The sequence below is a fragment of the Eggerthella lenta DSM 2243 genome (genome assembly GCF_000024265.1).
Classification (GTDB): Bacteria; Actinomycetota; Coriobacteriia; order Coriobacteriales; family Eggerthellaceae; genus Eggerthella; species Eggerthella lenta.
Window position 1 is genome coordinate 572223 of the sequence record NC_013204.1, and the last position, 18476, is coordinate 590698.

Below are 18476 nucleotides of genomic sequence, written 5' to 3' on the forward strand. Positions count from 1 at the left end.
ATGACCCGCTACGGAATGCTGATCAACACGAAGAAGTGCGTCGGCTGCTCGGCCTGCCGCATTGCTTGTCAGATGAAGAACCATCTGGATCCCGAAGAATCGTTCATCAAGTACCACGAGATCGAGACGGGGGAATACCCCAACGTGTACAACGAGATCGTCCCCACCCAGTGCATGCACTGCGAGGACGCGCCTTGCGCTGCCGTGTGTCCGACGCATGCCACCTACATCACCGATTCCGGCGTGGTGCTGGTGGACGAGGAAAAGTGCATCGGCTGCAAGTACTGCATGGCTGCGTGTCCTTACGGCGCCCGCATCGTGCAGGAGAAGACCGGTGTGGTGGAGAAGTGCCGCTTCTGCTGGGACGGCGAAAAACCGGGCAATCCGCCGGCGTGCGTGGGAACCTGCATTTCGGGTGCGCGCATCTTCGGCGATCTGGACGACCCGGATAGCGAGATCAACCAGGCTATCGCGAAATACCACGCACAGCCGCTCGCTGACAACCTGACCGTTTCGAAAATCTACTACGTGAGGTGATGAACCATGGTTTGGGGACCTATGATCGCATGGTACCTGTTTTTGGCCGGCGCGTCGGCGGGAGCGTTCCTGACGTCCGCGTTCGTCGAAGCCAAGTACCCCGAGAGCGTGAAGATGCGCGTCGCTGGCCGCATCATCGCTCCCATCTTCGTCGGCATCGGCCTGCTCATGCTCATGTTGGACGCCGAAGCCGGTCTGCACAACCCGCTGCGCTTCTTCTGGCTCATCTCGAACCCCGGTTCCGTGATGACGCTGGGCGTGTACTTCATCTGCGTGTACATGCCGGTGGCGCTTGCCGTGGCCGTTCTCGAGATACTCAAGAAGCGCGTGCCGAAGTGGCTCACGTGGATAGGCATCGTCGCGGCGTTCGCCGTGGCGGCCTACACCGGCTTCCTGCTGGGCGTGGTCAAGGCGTACCCGCTGTGGAACAACGCCATATTGCCCATCCTGTTCGTGGTGTCGGCGCTGTCGGCGGGCCTCGCTGCCACGTCGCTCGTGGGGCTGATCGTGGATCGCGAGCGCTTCGAGCAGATGTGGCTGATCAAGAAGAGCCACGTCATCCTGTCCGCCGTTGAAATGGTCGTGCTGGCCACGATGCTGATCATCGTGAGCGCCGGCAGCTTCGAAGGCGCCGCGTCGGTCTACTCGCTCGTGGCCGGGCAGTACGCTCCGGCGTTCTGGGGCGGCATCGTCCTTCTGGGTCTTGTCGCGCCGTTCCTTATCGAGGGCTACCCGGTGTTCATCGCCAAGCGCGTGGAAACGTCGACGACCTCGATGGTGGTCAGCGTCATCGGCGAGGCCGGCGTGCTGGTGGGCGGCTTCATGCTGCGCCTGCTGGTGATTTTGGCCGCCCTGCCCGTGCTGTTCCTCTAGCTCACCCGTGCGCCCCGCCCACCCCCTGGCGGGGCGCTGGCGGCCGGATTCCCCCTCCCTTTCTCTTCCGGCCGCTTTTCCTCTTTCATGGGCGCTGCGCACTCCCCCTCCGCGCAGCGCCCGTCTGTATTCCGACGAATCGAGGTGGCATCTATGGAAGAATCCCACGTTCCGCATTGGGGCATGGTCATCGATCTTGCGAAGTGCGTCGGGTGCGATTCGTGCACCGTGGCGTGCAAGGCCGAGAACCGCACGCCTCCGGGCGTCACGTACAACGTGGTGCTGGAACAGGAGACGGGCGCGTATCCCAACGTGCGTATCGAGGCGATCCCCCGTCCCTGCATGCAGTGCGAGAACCCCGCCTGCGTGTCGGTATGCCCGGTGAGCGCGACGTACCGCGGCGATGACGGCATCGTGGTCATCGACGCCGACCGTTGCATAGGCTGCAAATACTGCATCGCCGCGTGCCCGTACGGCGCGCGCTCGGCCGACGAGGGTTCGTCGTACGCAGTCGAGATGCAGGCGGCCGATCAGGTGACGGCGCCCGAGTACGGCGTGGACCACGGCGCGCGCGGGAAGTACCGGGGCACGTACGGCACCGTGCGCAAGTGCACGTTCTGCGCGCACCGCATCGCCGAGGGCGAGGCGCCCGCGTGCTGCGAGACGTGCATCGGCGACGCGCGCTACTTCGGCGATCTGAACGATCCGTCGTCGAAGGTGGCGCAGCTGGCCGCTTCGCCGCGGGCGTTCCGCCTGCGCGAGGAGCTGGGCACGAACCCGTCCGTCTACTATCTGAAATGAGCGAGGTGAGCATCTATGGCATCTGAAACGAAGCGCAGGCGCTGGCTGCCGGCACCGTTCTCGCGCCGTGCTACCATCGTGTGGGCGGTGATCGTAGCCGTGCTGCTGGTTGCGGGCGCGTACTTCATGTACGACCGCTTGGCGAACGGACTGGGCATGGCGGGAGCCACGAATTCCGTGCCCTGGGGCTTGTGGGTGGTCGTCTACATCTGGTTCTCCGGTTTGGCGGGCGGCTTGTACCTCCTTTCGGCGCTGGTCTACCTGCTGAGGATTCCCCGCTTCGCGCCCGTCGCGCGCATGGCGCTGGGTTTGAGCGTGGTGTCGCTTGTCGTGTCGATGATATTCATCGGCATCGACCTGGGCGCCATCCGGCATTCGCTGGGAACGCTGCTGTTCTTCCATTGGTCGTCGCCGTTGGCCTGGGAGATCAAGGCGTATATGTTCTTCATGGTCGTGGCCGTCGCACAGTTCGTGCTCGTGCTGCTGAACGACAAGCGAGCTGCCGAGGCTGCTGGCGAGCCCAGCATGGAATCGCTTCGGCGGCGCGGCAACGTGAACCTGGCCATCCGCGTGCTGGCCGGGGTGGGCGTGGCCACGTCGTTCGTGGGCCCTCCGGGCGGTACGGGCATGTTCTTCGCTGCGGTGAAGACGCGCGGGCTGTGGGAGGGCGGCATCACGTCGGTGCTGTTCTACGTCATGGCCGTGGTGACGGCTGCCGCGTTCCTGATCGTCGCATATCGGCTGCTCGCGCGGCTGCGCGGGGCGCGGCCGGACGGTAGCGCGCTCGTGGGTCTGAACCGCGTGCTGGCGGCGTCGCTGTTCGCGCTGGCGTTCTGCGTGTTCTTCCAGATCGCCCCGCCGTTGCTGTCGGGCGATCCGGCGTCGGCGACGGCCGTGGGCGTGATGGTGTCGGGTTCTTTGGCGCCGCTGTTCTGGATCGGCGAGATCGGCCTGGGACTGGCGGTGCCCGCGGCGCTGTTGGCCGTGGGGGCGTTTCGTTCGCGCTGCGCGGCCGGCGGCGTTTGGACGGTCGCTGCTGCCGTCTCCGCCATGGCGGGCATCCTGGCGCTGCGCTACGTGCTGGTGGTGGCAGGGTTCTCGGTTCCGCTTCTGGGCGGCATGCCCCTGCCTGCGTACGTGCCCACTTTGGGCGAGGCGATGGTGACGCTGTTCGTTCTGGGATTGGCCGTCGGCTGCTACGGACTGGCTGTGCGCCTGCTGCCGCTCGAGCGCAGGAGCGCGAGCGAGGGCGAGGCGCGGTTGGAAAGCTCCTACGAGGGCGCAGGTTCGGCCGCCGTGTCGTGCGGCGGGGTTTCGACGGGCAAGGAGGTGCGCGATGGAAGCGCAGCATAAAGACGGACGGCGATGCGATGCCGCAAGCGAGCCTCAGCGTTCGAGCTTGTTCGGAACGCCTTCGCGGCGCGCCGTGGTCGGCGCCGGTTGCGCGGTCGCCGCAGGCGCCTTGGTCGCCGGAGGCGGGCTGGGCGCGTACATGGCCGCTGATGACCCGCTGACCGACGAGCCTCACGGGCGCGGCAACGCCACCGGCGCGTGCGCGGCCGACGACGTCATCCTGTCCATGTGCAACAACTGCAACAGCTACTGCACCATCAAGGTGCGCGTGACCGATGCGGCCGACGGCAAGCAGGCGAACGACGGCGCCACCGCGCTGGTGCGCAAGATCGCGGGCAATCCGTACTCGCCGCTCAACTCGCAGCCCTACGCGCCGATCCCCTACGCTACGCGGCCCGAGGAAGCGCTCGCCCCCGGCGACGACATGGCCGTGGCCGGTCGCGCTTCGAACGGGGGCATGATATGCCTCAAGGGCCAGGCGGGCATTCAGCTCGTGCACGACCGGTTCCGCATCACGCAGCCTTTGCGCCGCGTGGGGGAGCGCGGGTCGGACGAGTGGGAGACGGTCAGCTGGGACACGGCCCTCGACGAGATCGTGAACGGGTCGCCCGCGCTGGGCACGCCGGGCATCGCCGAATGGTACGCCTACGCGCCGAAGAAGCAGGTGGAGGCCGATGTCGCGCTTGTGGAGTCGGGCGAGATGACCAAGGACGCCTTCGCGGCGAAATGGGCCGACAAGCTGATCGACGTGGAGCATCCCGACCTGGGCCCCAAGTCCAACCTGTTCTGCTCGGCCGGCGGCGACCGCATGTTCCTCATCGGGGACCGCTTGACGCAGCTGGGGTTCGGCTCGGTCAACAACTTCAACCACGGCGGCGTGTGCGGCATGACGGGCGTCATGGCCAACGTGCGCACGCACCCCACGACGAACCATAAGCGCATGTACGCCGACATCGACCATTGCGAATGCCTTATCATCTGGGGCACCGAGCCCATGACGGCGAACAAGGGTCCGTCGTGGCTGGCTCCGCGCCTGTCGGTGGCGCGCGAGCGCGGCATGAAGCTGTACGTGGTCGACCCGCGCCAGGGGCGTAGCGCCTCGAAGGCCGACGTGTGGCTGCCCGTGATTCCCGGCAAGGACGCCGAGCTGGCGTTCGCCATGATGTCGTGGATCATCGCGAACGAGCGCTACGATGCGGCCTACCTGTCGGCGCCTTCGAAGAAGGCAGCCGCGGCGCTGGGCGAGCCCACCTGGTCCGATGCGACGCACCTCGTGGCCGTCGACCTGCCGAACCGGCCCATCGTCACGGCCAAGGCGCTGGGGCGCGCGGGCGAGGTCGGCGCGAACGGCGAGGCGCTGGCCGACGACGCGCGCTTCGTGCTGGTGGACGGCGAGCTGACTCTCGCCGATGCCGCCGAGGGCGCCGCCGATCTGCTAGTGGACGCAGAGATCGACATCAAGGGAAAGCCTGCGCGCGTGAAGAGCGTGTTCCAGCTTTTGAAAGAGCGCGTCGAGGAGCGAACGCTGGAGGAGTACGCCGCCGATGCGGGCATCGAGCCCTCCGTGGTGGAAGAGGTGGCGCGCGAGTTCACGTCGCACGGCAAACGTGCCTGCGTCATGAGCTACCGCGGCCCGGCTATGCACGCCAACGGCTTCGATGCGGTGCGCGCCGTGGGGTATCTCAACTTCCTCATCGGCAACCACGATTGGAAGGGCGGTCACATCGCCGCCGCGGCGAAGTTCGCGCCGTTCGAGGGCCGCTACGACTTGAAGACCGTGCCGGACGCGCATGCCGGATGGGGCATTCCCATCACGCGCCAGAAGACCGAGTACGAGAAGACCAGCTACTTCAAGCAGGACGGCTATCCGGCGCCGCGTCCGTGGTACCCGCTGCCGGGCAACCTGTCGCACGAGATCGTGCCCACCTTGCGCGCGGGCTACGTGTACGATCATTTGGGCGCGCTGTTCATCCATCGCCATTCGCTGGTGGACTCCACGCCCGGCGGGCGGCGACTGGCCGACGTGCTGGGCGACCAGGACAAGATCAACCTGCTGGTGTCGTTCGACGTGGAGATAGGCGACACGTCGCGCTTTGCCGACTTCGTGTTACCGGACAAGGTGTACCTCGAGCGCTTCAGCCAGGAATCCATCTATCCGAACCAGCAGTACCAGCTCATCCAGCTGGGGCAGCCGGCGGTGCGCGCCTTCGACGGCCCGCGCTCGGTGGAGGACGTGTACTTCGACATCATGCAACGCCTCGGGCTGCCGGGCGTCGGCGAGCATGCCGTGCCGGTGGGCAAGGACGGCGACGGCGGCACGGCGGCCCTTTCGACCGAGTACGACTACTGGTTGAAGATGGCCGCGAACATCGCCTACGCCGGCGAGAAGCCGGTGCCGGACGCCGACGACGACGAGCTCGCCCTGTTCGAGCGCGCCCGCAAGCGCGCGCTGGGCGAGGCGTTCGATCTGGAGGCGTGGAAAGCCGCCGTCACCGAAGAGGAATGGCCGAAGGTGGTGTACGTGCTGAACCGCGGCGGGCGGTTCGCGTCGGCCGACCCTGCGAAGGGCGACGGTTACGACGGAGATCTGATCAAGACGAAGTACGCCGGCTTGTGCGCGTTCTACGACCCGAAGACGGCTTCGCTGAAAGACGCGTTGACCGGTGAGAACTTCGACGGATTGGCCCATACGGCGCCGATCGCCTTCGCCGACGGCACGCCGATGGCGCGGCCGGCCGACCGACCGTTCGCGTTCATCAACTGGAAAGCGCGCACGAACGGCACGCACCGCACCATCGCCGCGTCGTGGCTGCGCGAGACGACCACCGAGAACTTCGTATGGATGTCGCCGTCCGACGCTGCCGAGCGCGGCTTGAAGAACGGCGATGCCGTGGAGGTCGTGGGGCCTGAAGGCACGCTTTCCGGTCACGTGCGCGTGACCGAGGGCATTCGTCCCGGCGTGGTGGGGGCCAACTACTCGTTCGGCCAGCAGGGCTACGCCGCGCGCGCGGTCACCATCGACGGCATGTTGACGGGCCCGGCTCCCGATTACCTCGAAGAAGAGGGCATCCTCGACGGCGACGAGCCCGGCAAGCAGAAGACCGGCTTCGCCGGCGGGCGGGGGCGCGGCTTCTGCATGAACGAGCTGCTGCCCGAGGAAACGCTTGCCGGAGGCGGTGGCGTGACCGATCCTATTGGAGGCGGCGCCGCCCAGTTCGACCTCTGGGTGGACGTGCGGAAGGTGTAGGAATTCGGCGCACTCTAGGGCGCGGGGAAGGCCATGCGGTCCAGCGATCTTCCCCGCGCCGATTCGTGATGGGCGCGGCGTGCGGTCGGCGCGGCGTGCGACGTTCGGTTCCCCGGAACCTCTGCCGCTGCCGTGGAGGGGGATGCGCTATGAGGGAGGGCGCGGCAGCCGCGCGCTGGGCGCGAGCTGGTTTGTGAATTTCGCTTGGAGCGGGCCACTTTCTCGAAGATACGGGGGTTTCGGCTTCCGCTATACTTGCCCGCTGTGAAATCGCTTCTGTACATATTCGAGCGCTACACCAGCCTTCGCCAGCTTTCGCGGCGACGCTCGCGCACGGCTGCGTTCCGCGCGCCGGGCGAAGTGGGTCCTGGCGTGTGGCAAGGCCATCGATGAGCGGACTCTCGTAAGCGGACGACCTCGTTCGACGGCCTCCGCGTTTTCGCTTTCCTCATTCATATTCCCCGATCGATCGCCGGCCGTTCTCTTTGTGCGCTTACCTGCGCGCGAGCGAGGGGATGGGCTCGGTTGTCGACGCGTCCGCAAAGGAAGTCGATGCGCTCTTGAACGAACAACAATTGGTTGCTGAACAGCACAAAGTAACCCGCAAGGAAATCACCGTCATCGGCATCGTGCTGGCAGGTGCGTTCCTTGCCATCCTGAACCAGACCGTCCTGTCGCCCGCGCTGCCGAAGCTGATGGACGCGTTCTCCATCTCGGCCGGCACCGCGCAGTGGGTGACGTCCATCTACATGCTGGTCAACGGCATCATGGTGCCCATCACCGGGTTCCTCATCGACCGCTTCTCCACGCGCAAGCTCTTCTTCGTCTCGCTGATGTCGTTCATCGTGGGCACGGCGCTGTGCGCGGGGGCCCCGACGTTCGAGCTGCTCATCGTAGGCCGCGTGCTGCAGGCGGCCGGCGCGGGCGTGCAGCTGCCGCTCGTGGGCGTGGTTCCCATGCTCATCTTCCCGCCCGAGAAGCGCGGCACGGCCATGGGCATGGCCGGCATCGTGATGAGCTGCGCGCCTGCGGCCGGCCCGGTGCTGGCCGGGGGCATCATCGACGCGTGGGGCTGGCGCATGATGTTCTGGGCGATGATCCCGCTGGCCATCCTCGTGCTGGCGGTGAGCTTCTTCCTACTTACGAACGTGGGGGAGCTCAAGCGCCCGCACCTCGACGTGCCGTCCATCGTCCTGTCCACGTTCGCGTTCGGCGGCCTGCTGTACGGTTTCTCCAGTGCAAGCACGCTGGGCTGGGGCAACGCCGTGGTCGTCGGCAGCATCGTCGTGGGCGTGGTCGCGCTCGCGTGGTTCATCCATCGCCAGCTGCATATCGAGGAGCCGCTGCTGCAGCTGCGGGCCCTCAAAACCCCCACGTTCGCGTACTCGGCCGTCATCGTGACGGTGGTCAACTCGGCGCTGGCCGTGGGCAGCGTCATCCTGCCCATCTACCTGCAGAACGTGCTGGGGCTGACGGCGTTCGAAACCGGCATCCTCATGACGCCCGGCGCGGTGGCCACCATCTTCCTGAGCCCGGTCAGCGGCATGCTGTTCGACCGGTTCGGGCCGCGCGTCATAGCCATCATGGGCTTGACGGGGCTCACCGCTTCGCTGGCGGCGCTGTCCCTCGTCGACGACAAGACGATGGTCGCGTACCTCGTAGCGTTCTACGTCATCCAGTCCTCCGGTCTGACGCTGGCGAACATGCCGGTCACCACCTGGGGCATCAACGCGCTGCCGAACGACATGATCGCGCACGGCAACGCCATCAGCAACACGGGCCGCCAGGTGGGCGGCGCAGTGAGCACGGCGCTCATCGTGACGGTGATGACCATGGTGACCGCGGCGAACGCCGAGGCAGGCCCCGTGCTGTCCACGGCGGCGGGCATCGACGTGGCGTACGGGATCTCCGCGGCCGTGGCGTCTGTCGCGCTGGTCATAGCCGTCTTGAAGGTGCGCAACGTCAAGAAGCAGGCGGTCGCCTCGCCTGCATCCCGGGCCGAAGCGCCGCTTGAGATCGAAATGGAAGAAGCTCGGGAAGGAGCTGCACGATGAATCGGACGATCGGCGACATCATGGAGCGGGACGCGTACACGTGCCGCTACGACCAGAACCTCGGCGAGGTGGTAACCCTGTTCAACGAGCTGGGCACGAGCGGGCTCGTGGTGATCGACGAGGATCGCCATGTGGTGGGATTCATCAGCGACGGCGACATCATGAAAGCGGTCGCCGCGCAGAAGACGCGCTCCATCTTCAGCGGTGGGTACTCCAACATGGTGCTGTACGACAGCGAGTCCTTCGAGGAGAAGGCCCGCGCGCTCAAGCGCCGCAACGTCATGGAGCTGGCCGTGCAGCGGGTGCTGTGCGCCACGGCCGACCAGACCATCGGCGAGATCGCCGACGTGCTGGCGAAGAAGAAGTTCAAGAAGGTGCCGGTCATCGATGAGGACGGCAGGCTCATCGGCATGGTGCGCCGCGCCACCATCACCCGCTACCTGTTCGATGTGCTGTTCGGCGAGGAAGAGCCGAGCGCCGAGTAGCGCCGGGGCTTATACTGGCGGCATCAACCGCATCGGTGCGCGTCGAGAAGGGAGAACGTCATGAAGGTGATCGTCGTCGGATGCCACGGGCAGATGGGGCAGCCCATCAGCCGATTCGTCGCCGAGCGCGAGGGTATGGAGCTGGTGGGAGGCGTGGGCCCTGCGGGACGCGACTACATCGGCCGCGACCTCGGCCAGGTGGTGGGCCTCGGACGCGATCTGGGCATCCCCGTGGCGGACGACCTCTCGTCCGTCATCGACGCGTGCGACGCGCTCATTGACGTTTCCAGCGTGGAGCAGTGCCTCGAAACGCTCGACTTGGCCGTGGCGCATGGGAAAGCTCTCGTCACGGCCAGCACGGGGTTCTCGCCCGAACAGTTCGAACGATTCGAAGCGGCCGGCCGGCACATCCCGATCATCTTCAAATGCAACACCTCGAAGATGGTGAACGTGATGCTGAAGTTGGTGGAGATCGCGGCGCGGGCGCTCGTGGACGAGACGGATATCGAGATCATCGACCAGCACGACCGCGATAAGCTGGACGCGCCCAGCGGCACCGCCGTCATCATCGGCAACATGATCGCGGAGCTCAAGGGCACCACGCTCGACGAGCTGGCCGAGTACGGCCGCGAGGGCCACGGCGCGCGCAAGCCGGGCGGCGTGGGCTTCCATTCGCTGCGCGCCGGCGATATCACGAGCGACCACAAGGTGTACTTCGGAGGCATGGGCGAGCGTTTGGAGATCACCCACTACTCCTACAGCGACGACTGCTTCGCCCGCGGCGCCGTGGACTGCGCCGCGTATCTCCAAGGAAAGCCCGCGGGCGTTTACAGCATTAAAGACGTGTTCGACCTGCGTTAGCGTACCGCCCGCCTTCTAGGGGCGGCGGGCTTGGCGGGCGGCCGTCACGAAGAGGGCGCAGGCGATGAGCGCGAGCGCCGCCGCGGGCGCAAGCGGCATCGTGCCACCGAGGAACAGGGCGATCGTGCAGGCGAACAGGGCGCCGGCCAGCACGGCGGCCACCGCCCAGCCTCTTTGGATGCGGGTCATGGCGGCCCTCCTTTCGTCGAAGCATCTACGGTACCAGCTTGCCTTGCAGGGGTGGGGGCGACGCGCTGACATCGAAGTCACGATCGGGCAACACCTTCTCAAACGGGGCGGCGGGTCAGCTGCCCTGCCTGTGCGCGCTCCTAGGATGAGGGCTGTTTATATGACAGCTAGGGGATTCGTCGTGAATCCTGAGGAGGTGAAATCGTATGGATCTCGCATTGCTTCAAATGCCGATGGTTCTGTTCACCACGCTCGTGCCGATGGCTTCGGGCGCGTTCATCGGCCTGGCGCTGGCGTTTCTGACCACGCGTTTCAGCAAGGAGCGCCTCGCCCGCATCGACCGCTGGACGCTGCTTCCGATGGCGATCCTCGCCGTGGGCTACATCGCGTCGTTCGTGGCGCTCTCGTCGCCGCAGTATTCGATGAGCTTGTTCCAAGGCGTCGACATCGCGCCGTTGTCCTTCGTGGGCATCGCTGGCATGCTGTTAATCGCGCTGGCCGTGGTGTACTGGATCATCGCGATGACGGGCAATCTGGACGGGCGTCCGCGCAAGGTGTTCGCCACTGTGGTGGGCGCGGCTTCGCTGCTGCTGTCGCTTAGCATCGGGGTGATGTACATGGGCTCCGCGGTGCTCACCTGGAACTCTCCGCTCGTGCCGCTCGGCATCATCGGGTTCTGCATCGCAGGCGGCGTGCCGCTCGGCGTGCTGGTCGTCGCTCTCGCGGGTGGGATGCCCGAAGCGCGCTTGACGCGGTTGCCAACGGTAGCGCTGGTCACGGCCTTTATCGGCGTGGTGGCGGCCATCGTCGCCGTCAGCGCGCAGCTGCTGTTCGCCCAGTCCACGTTCAACGCGTTCTTTCCGGGCTCCGACGTGCTTCCCGGTTCGTGGGTGTACCTCGTGATATCCATCGTGGGGTTCGTTGTTATGCTGGCGACTCTGCGCGCCACGCTCATGCCCGGCGGCCGCAATGTGGCGGCGATGGGAAGGACGGCGGGTGCTGCGGCGGCCATCCCGCTGCGCGATCGCGAGGACGTCGATGCTGATGCTCCCGTGGGCGTCCGTTCGGCCATCCCGCTGCTCGTGGCCGGCAACGCGGCCGTGCTCATCGGCATCTTCGTGGCGCGCCTCATGTTCTACGCGCTGCAGGTGTAGAGGCTTCGGCCCTCGAGGACCTTCAAGCCGCCGACGCCGGAAAGGCCGTCGGCGGCTTTTTTGTTTTTGTCGCACGCCTGAGCTTGTCGCGTGGCGGCGCGTGTCGCGCGGCGGCACGCGCAGTGGCGGTGGGGGCGCGCGAAGGGGGCAGGCGCGCTGGTGATGCAAATTGTCCCGCGGAGCGGTAAAAACAAGTCAGTTTGGCAATTATGATCGATATAATCATTAAATAGCACATCGCGCTGATCAGGCATTTTGAAAGCACGCCTGACATTTCAGCCCAAGATAGGTGCCAACCGGGCTGAAATCGCGCTCTCGAAATTGCCAAACCGGCTTAGTTTTACCCTCGGAAACGAAATTTCGCCTCATCGGGCGTCGGCGGCGACCCTTCGCTCGCGCTAGCCCTTCGACCGCATGTTGTCCGCTGCTTCGGCGTTTGATCGGCGCTGGATTGGGATGTGACACGCGTGGAAACGACGTTGGAAACGGCGGCAAGGCGCGTGGAATCCGCGTTGGAACGACGTGGGAAACGCGCTTGATTTGGCGGCAACGCGCGTTGGATCTGCGCAAACGAAACGTGAGACCGCGTCGCTATACTGAGAAGCACGGATTCGATCCGGCGGCTTGGTGCCTCGCCCTCTCATTATTCTAGAAGGATGGAGGTGAAGACCATGACCGTTTTGGGGATTGCTTCGTTGGCGATTTTGCTCTTGGAGTTCGCTACCCGCGTCATCGAGCTGTTTCTGGTGATAAGGAGCGCGCTCCTAACCCGCAGGGGAAAGGAGCGCCACAAGTAAACCCAAACCGCCGAAGCGATCCGAGAGCCGTGGGGAGCACCACCTCCCTGCGGCTCGCCCTTATTATACAAAAACGACCGTGCTCCGCCAAGAGGATCGTTGCGCAACGATCGGGACGCAACAGACAGGTGAAAAACGCGCATTCCGGAGCCGGGCGAGGATGGCGGGAGGGAGATCTCCCCGTTCCTTCGTCTCTTTCCCACGCTTTCGCCTTGCGCGCGGCCTTGGCTCGGCGCGTCCGAAACGGTGTAATCATGTGGTAACATGGAACCATCTTCTACATCGGCTTCCCCGCGCCGTGCAGGTGGGGTGGCTCCTCTGATGCAAAGGCGGTACGAGCATGGAGCGTTTGGCGGCGGCCTCGAACACGGTGCCGGGCAAGTCCGTGACCGTCTCCATGAAGAACGGCCGAACGACTACCGACTGCATCGTCGTGCCCGAAGACGGCGACCTGTGACGCTCGTCGCGCCGCTTGCGCCCGGAAGCCCTGCCGCGCCCGCAGAGGCGATGCTCCCTCTGCGGGCGCGGTGTCTCGCGCGAGCGGCAGGAGCTCCGATCAGGACAGCGACCTGCGATGACGGGCGCGCGACGCAAGAACCAGCGCGCCGCTTGCGAGGGCTGCGCCCAGGGCGATGGCGAAAGCCGGGCTGTCGCCGGTAGAGGCGAGCGCCTTCGCAGGGGGCGCAGCCTCGCGTTCCTCATGCCCGGCGGAAGGCTTCTCGCCGATGAGCCCCGGCTGGCTTTGGCCGTCTTTCACCAGGTACGCGTACTCGGTCGCGCTGGCCTCGCCGGTCGTGGGCGTCGCTCCCGCAGGAAGTATCGCCACCTGGAACGCCTTGACGGGGTAGCCGTATCCCGACGTGCCGTTGGCGGTGCCGTCATGCGCCCAAGCCATCCAGCCGACGCCTTTCACGTACAGGCGGTAGTAGACGGTGTAGCGCGCAGCCTCGTCGCCCGACAGGCTGACGCGCAGCGCCTGCACGGGCTGCTCCATCTCGCCCGCGATGTCGCCGTTCTCAACCGCCGGGCTCCACCCGCTTCCGTTGTCGACCGCGTAGGAAACGTTCAAGCCGCCGATGGACGTCTCGATGCGCAGCGCGGTCACGTCGTGGCCGGCGGCGTTTCCGCTCGTCTGCCCGTCGATGCTCCAATCGACGCCGGCGTCCTCGTAGGCCCAGCCGTCCTCGAAGCTGTGCCACTGGTAGTACACGGCGGCCTCGGTGGGGGCGAGTGCGATGGCGAAGGTTCCGTCCAGGTTCCTCTCGCTCAGCCCGCTGTAATTGCGGCCGTTCCACGAGGCGACGACCAGCTTGTCCGTCGCCTCGAGCGGCGTGAGGTGCAGGTAGAGCGCGCCTTGGTCGTCGGTCTGGACGTCGCGCATGCCGTAGGTGCTGCCGCCGGTCGGCTCTTCCACGAATTCCGTGTCGAGCAGGCGCATCTGCAAGGAGGAGATGGGCGTGTTCGCCGGAAGCCCGTGTATCGTTACAAGCGAGAGGTCGTCGTTGTTTTCGTTGACGAAGCGCTGCTCGTCCTCGGAGGCAAGAGACGTTGCTTCCTCGTCCAGGTCGGACGCGAGCGCGACGGGGGAGGCGAGCAGGAAGTTCAACGCTGCCGGAGCCGGCGAAGCTGATGCCGACGCCAAAGACGCCGCCCTCGTTGAAACCGCCTCGTTGCATTTTACCGTCCCGCCGGTGATGACGGGCGCCTTGACGGAGCTTGTGATAGCCGCGACCCGGCCGGCTCCATGAGTGCCCAGCCCGCCGACGGCGTTGACGGTGCCCCCGCTGATCTTGATTTCCCCGCACGAGCCGCCGACGCTGCAACCTATGGCTGCAGACAGGTCGCCGCCGTGCGCGTTCACTATGCCGCCGCTGATGGTGATGGAGCCGCACGAGCCGTAATGATCCGACCCGATGCCAGCGACGAACTTGGAGCCTTTGGCGGTAACCGACCCGCCGCTGACGGCGATGGACTTGCTCGCCGTGATCGCTGCGCTTCCACTCGACTGACTGAGCGCTTCGACAGTGCCTCCGGAAACAACGAGCTTGCCTGCAGTAATGCCATTACCGCCCGTTACTCCCGAATGAGCGAGAACCGTGCCGCCCGCTATCGAGATGGTCGTGTTCGGCTCTCCCAGGATGCAAGGCTGACGACCTGTGCCTGCTCCCACGGTATTCAAGGTTCCCTTGCCGTTGATGGTAAGAGACGAGGTGCCTCGAACCGCCACCCCCGGCGACGCCTCCAGTCTGTGGCCGCATATGTAATTACTTCCCACCAGCGTGAGCGTCGCGTTCGAGGATCCCTCGATTGAAACCGCAACGCCGCTCAGATCCTGAAAGCGCAGTGCGTGAGTGCCTTTCCTTACGATCACCTGATTGCTTACGGGGAAGGAGGTAAAATCTGCGGCTCCCGTGACAGCCAGGTACCCGCTGTAGCGCGTCCAACTCACTCCCCCGTCGAGGGTGTACTGCGGAATGCCCTCCGAACTCACATCGACGATGAGCTTGCAGCCCTTTTTTTCGTGCATGCTGACGACGGGGTTTTCAACAGGCGGGTCGGGAATGGCCAGATGAAGCGTGTATCCGGCTTCGGCAGAACCCTTGATCGTGCCTTCGTACACGTTGCCGGATTCGCTAAAGCTCATCTTGACGGAGCTGCCGTCCTTAAGCAGGTTTCTGTCGAGAAAAAGTCCCAGATCGCCGTCGTCCATCCAAGTGGCGAAGCCGTCTACGATGTAATGCTTGGCATCCACCCACCGATCGCCTCTGACAAAGACAGGGCCTTTCTCACCAAAACTGGCTCCGAGCAGATTCTCACCTGCCGCCAAGCCCGACACCAGAACATACGCGGAACTGGGGAAGGAGCCGCCCTGATCGACGGCGAGCGTCGTGTTGGCGGGCGGGCGCTGCGAGAGGTGAATGTTGCCGCCGCCGGTGACGATGCTTTTCGCGGTAATGTCGCAAGTGCCTGAGGACTGCAAGGTCACCGTTCCCGAAAAGAAGGACACCGACCCCGTTGCATCCACAGCGCTCGAGGTCGGGTCGCCGAGGGCAGGGGCGCCGTTGCCGCTTCGCGCGGTTACGTTGCCGGGTTGCCAAAACTCGATGGTGCCGCAACTTGAAACCGCGCTGTCCGCACCGATGGCGGGAGCCTCGTATCCTCCCTGCGCTTCCAGACTGCCGTAGAGATCGCCTTTGAAAATCAGATGAGCCTTACCAGGTGCGAAAATTGCGGGATACCCGCTCGAACCGGAAAGCTTGTTCGAGCCATACAGCCAGAGCGTAAGCTGCGCAGCCTGCGTGTCGCTGCCGATTTCAATCGCCGCGTGATTGGCGCGCGGCTCGTTGATGGTAACGCCGTTGAGAAGTATCGCATGGGTTCCGTTGAGCACTTGCACGTTCGTGCCGCTGCCTGCCGTTCCACCGATCGTCACGTTGCCGGAATAGGACGTCCACGTTGCCTCGTTGTCCTGGCTGTATTGGAGGTTCGAGCCGGAGTCCTTCAAGAGGATGGAACCGTCCTTCAGGTCGAGGTGCGGCGCATTCTCTATGGGCGCCAAGGCTGCCACCTCGGGCGGGGCTTCCTCGAGTGGGGCCGCGTCAGGGAGGGTCGCATCCGCCTGAGCCGTTGCCGCCGGCTCGTCTTCAGCCCAGGCGTAATGCGCGGGAACGAACTGTGCTCCCGCCATGAGCGCAAGCGCCGCGGCGAGTGCGAATGCGCACAGCTTCCGTCCGGATATTGGCGATTCGACATGCGATGCAGCGTTCATGGCAGCTCCGATCAGGGAAACGTGCGGCGAACCAAGATGGCAAGAAGTATAGCATGCGATCAGGTGAGACTTTGCTGAGGGACGGTCTTGATTACGTCGCGAGAGCTCGCCCGGTGCGTTTTCGCGCGTTCGTCCCGCTGCGTGGAAACGGCGTTGGAACCGCGTGCAAGGCGTGTGGAATCCGCGTTGGAAACGATGGCAAGGCGCGTGGAATTTGCGTGGGAGCGGCGTTGGAAAAGGGCAAGGTCGGGAAGGTTTTCCATGGTGATGCGTGCCATGGAAACGTGGAACGGGCTCGCTATACTTATAGATACGGATTCGGTCCGGCGGCTTGGTGCCTCTCCCTCTCATATTCTAGATGAACGGAGGTGATGACCATGACCGTTTTGGATTTGCTGGTGTTGGCTGAAGTGCTTATGAGGCTGATGTCCCGAATCATCGAGATTTTCCTGATGATAAGAGACGCGCTCCAAACCCGCAAGGGAAAGGAGCGCTCACAGTAAACCCAAACCGCCGAAGCGATCCGAGAGCCGTGGGGAGTTAGCGCTCCCTGCGGCTCGCCCTTATTATACAAAAACGGCCGTGCTCCGCAAGGAGAATCGATGTACAACAATCGGGGTCGCGCGCGACCTTAGGCAAAGGGTCTCGAAGCGGGCTTCCGCGCACTGCAGCGTTTCTATTCCTGCAAGTCGTTGGGGTCGAAGGACTCGATGAGGTCGAGCAGCTCCTGCTTCTTGTGGATGTCCAGCTTCGCGTAGATGCGCTTCGAGTGCGTGCGGATGGTGTTCTCGGTGACCACGAGATCCTCGGCGATGCGCGCCACGGTGTTGCCGCGCGCGATGAGCTCCATGACCTCCGTCTCGCGCTCGCTCAGACGGTAATGCTGCTGCAACAGCGCCGCCTGCTTCGAGATGCGGTCGAGGTACACGCGCTCCTCGCGCTTGCGTTCGCGCTGCGGCTTGCGGCTCGCGCGAGGCGGCCGATCGCCGCGCTTGCCCGCCTTCTTCGGCACCGCGTCGTCGGGCTTTTCGCCCTCCGCGTTCGCCCCTGCAGGCTTCTTCTCGGGCGCATGCGCGCGTAGGGCGACCAGCTCGATGCTGGCCGCGGCATCGCTGTCGTGTTTGAAGATGCGGCGGAACCCGCCCTGTCCGATGAAGTACATGAGCCCCAGCAGGTACACGGCCACGAGCGCCACCACGGCGAGCGGCGCGATGCCGATGATCATGGTCTGCTCGGCGAACGTGCCGCCGATGAAGCCCACGTCGTGCAGCGCGTACACGATGCCGCCGAAGAACCCGTAGATGAACACGGGGTTGATGCCGCGGTCGCGCGAAGCTTGCGCGCATTGAATCATCATGAGCATGATAGCCACGCTGTACACGGCGTACAGGCCGCCGGCCAGCCAGCGCGCGTACTCCTCGGGCAGAAACGGCAGCAGCAGAAACGAGGTGATGACGAACGGGAAGAAGACGCGGTAGGCGCCCACCACGTTCACGCTGAGGTTCTTGAACTGCCACAGCACCAGCAGCGATATAGCCGCGGTCAACGATCCGCCCATCGACAGCACGTTCACGAGTGATCCCACCGCCGGCTCGCCGATGGCCAGGGAGCGCATGATGCCCGTGCAGAACCCCAGCGCGCCCACGCATAGCGCGCTTCGCCAGTAGTCGTTCACCAGGCGCTGGTACACGAGCGGATGGTCGCGCGGCACGTCCTGGAACATGGCTTGATCGAGGTCGATCTCGCGGCTTTTCAGCACAATGGTCAACCCGAATAGCGGCAGGAACACGAGCGGGATGAGAAACGCCGTCACCGCTTGCGGAATAAGGTACAGCGAGAAGTACAGCACCGCCGCGTATAGGGTACCCTTGATGAGGTCGCGGTTGCCGGTGTCGGAATCCTGGCTGGCGAACAGGCGTTGCCACAGCATGTAGAAACCGGCCGACCCCAGGCCCAGGAGCGCGCCGCCGCTGACGACGAGCGGCAGCGCCCATGCGTCCAGATAGATGGCCGCGATGAGGCAGCACCATCCCAAAAGGTAGGGCATGGTGGCCAGCCGTACGATGAATGTGCGCGTGGGGCCGGGGAAGAAGTACGATCCCAGGGCGCTGGCGAAGTAGCTGAACGAGAACACGAGCGATTGCGCGAGGAAGAACCAGAACACGATCTCGGTGGTTTGGAACTCCATCGGAAGAAACGGGAACACGCCGCCCCATACGCCCGCGGCGTTGATGGCCAAGAACAAGCCGTAGCCGAGCGAGGTGATGTTCGGCTTCATGATGCTGACGATGGTGGCTGCGTTCAAAGATCCTCCCCCGAGACCGCGCGCATATGCGGTTTTTCCGTTCCCGCACAC

Annotated in this window: 12 protein-coding genes; 9 read left to right on the forward strand and 3 right to left on the reverse strand. The window is 64.9% G+C overall.

From position 1 onward, the window contains the following. From ELEN_RS02260 to dapB, 8 genes are all read left to right on the forward strand, one after another. The gene (locus ELEN_RS02260; protein WP_009306074.1) at positions 1 to 537 is read left to right on the forward strand and encodes a 4Fe-4S dicluster domain-containing protein; all 537 of its coding nucleotides are present in this window, start codon (positions 1 to 3) and stop codon (positions 535 to 537) included. Positions 538 to 543: 6 nt separating this feature from the next. Continuing rightward, a complete protein-coding gene (gene nrfD / locus ELEN_RS02265; RefSeq protein ID WP_009608189.1) occupies positions 544 to 1410 on the forward strand; it encodes an NrfD/PsrC family molybdoenzyme membrane anchor subunit in 867 nt (288 codons plus the stop codon). A gap of 153 nt (positions 1411 to 1563) precedes the next feature. Beyond that, the gene (locus tag ELEN_RS02270; RefSeq protein ID WP_009608127.1) at positions 1564 to 2211 is read left to right on the forward strand and encodes a 4Fe-4S dicluster domain-containing protein; all 648 of its coding nucleotides are present in this window, start codon (positions 1564 to 1566) and stop codon (positions 2209 to 2211) included. Between the two features lie 15 nt (positions 2212 to 2226). Next, entirely contained in the window at positions 2227 to 3564 is a 1338-nt protein-coding gene (nrfD, locus tag ELEN_RS02275) for an NrfD/PsrC family molybdoenzyme membrane anchor subunit (protein ID WP_009607940.1), read from the forward strand. Then, positions 3548 to 6811 (forward strand): molybdopterin dinucleotide binding domain-containing protein, encoded by a 3264-nt coding sequence (locus ELEN_RS02280; protein WP_009607978.1) that lies wholly within the window; start codon positions 3548 to 3550, stop codon positions 6809 to 6811. Before nrfD (ELEN_RS02275) ends, ELEN_RS02280 begins: the two co-directional genes overlap by 17 nt. 560 nt (positions 6812 to 7371) lie before the next feature. Beyond that, complete coding sequence (locus ELEN_RS02285) at positions 7372 to 8865, forward strand: MDR family MFS transporter (protein WP_229041097.1); 1494 nt, start codon at positions 7372 to 7374, stop codon at positions 8863 to 8865. After that, positions 8862 to 9350, forward strand: coding sequence for a CBS domain-containing protein (locus ELEN_RS02290; protein ID WP_009306086.1), 489 nt, complete (start codon positions 8862 to 8864; stop codon positions 9348 to 9350). The genes ELEN_RS02285 and ELEN_RS02290 overlap by 4 nt, the downstream gene beginning before the upstream one ends. Before the next feature lie 60 nt (positions 9351 to 9410). Continuing rightward, on the forward strand, positions 9411 to 10211 hold the full coding sequence (gene dapB / locus ELEN_RS02295; protein WP_009306087.1) for a 4-hydroxy-tetrahydrodipicolinate reductase: 801 nt from the start codon (positions 9411 to 9413) through the stop codon (positions 10209 to 10211). A gap of 15 nt (positions 10212 to 10226) precedes the next feature. On the opposite strand, the gene ELEN_RS16260 is transcribed toward dapB, so the two are convergent. Then, positions 10227 to 10400 (reverse strand): hypothetical protein, encoded by a 174-nt coding sequence (locus tag ELEN_RS16260; protein WP_009306088.1) that lies wholly within the window; start codon positions 10398 to 10400, stop codon positions 10227 to 10229. 206 nt (positions 10401 to 10606) lie between these two features. Between ELEN_RS16260 and ELEN_RS02300 the strand changes: the two genes are divergently transcribed. After that, positions 10607 to 11554, forward strand: coding sequence for a dimethyl sulfoxide reductase anchor subunit family protein (locus ELEN_RS02300; protein WP_009306089.1), 948 nt, complete (start codon positions 10607 to 10609; stop codon positions 11552 to 11554). A gap of 1353 nt (positions 11555 to 12907) precedes the next feature. Here the strand turns inward: ELEN_RS02300 and ELEN_RS02305 are convergent. Both ELEN_RS02305 and ELEN_RS02310 read right to left on the reverse strand, forming a co-directional pair. Further along, positions 12908 to 16120, reverse strand: coding sequence for a peptidase (locus tag ELEN_RS02305; RefSeq protein ID WP_015759990.1), 3213 nt, complete (start codon positions 16118 to 16120; stop codon positions 12908 to 12910). 676 nt (positions 16121 to 16796) lie between these two features. Next, positions 16797 to 18425: a helix-turn-helix transcriptional regulator gene (locus tag ELEN_RS02310; protein WP_015759992.1), complete on the reverse strand. Its 1629-nt coding sequence runs from the start codon at positions 18423 to 18425 to the stop codon at positions 16797 to 16799. Positions 18426 to 18476 lie beyond the last annotated feature (51 nt).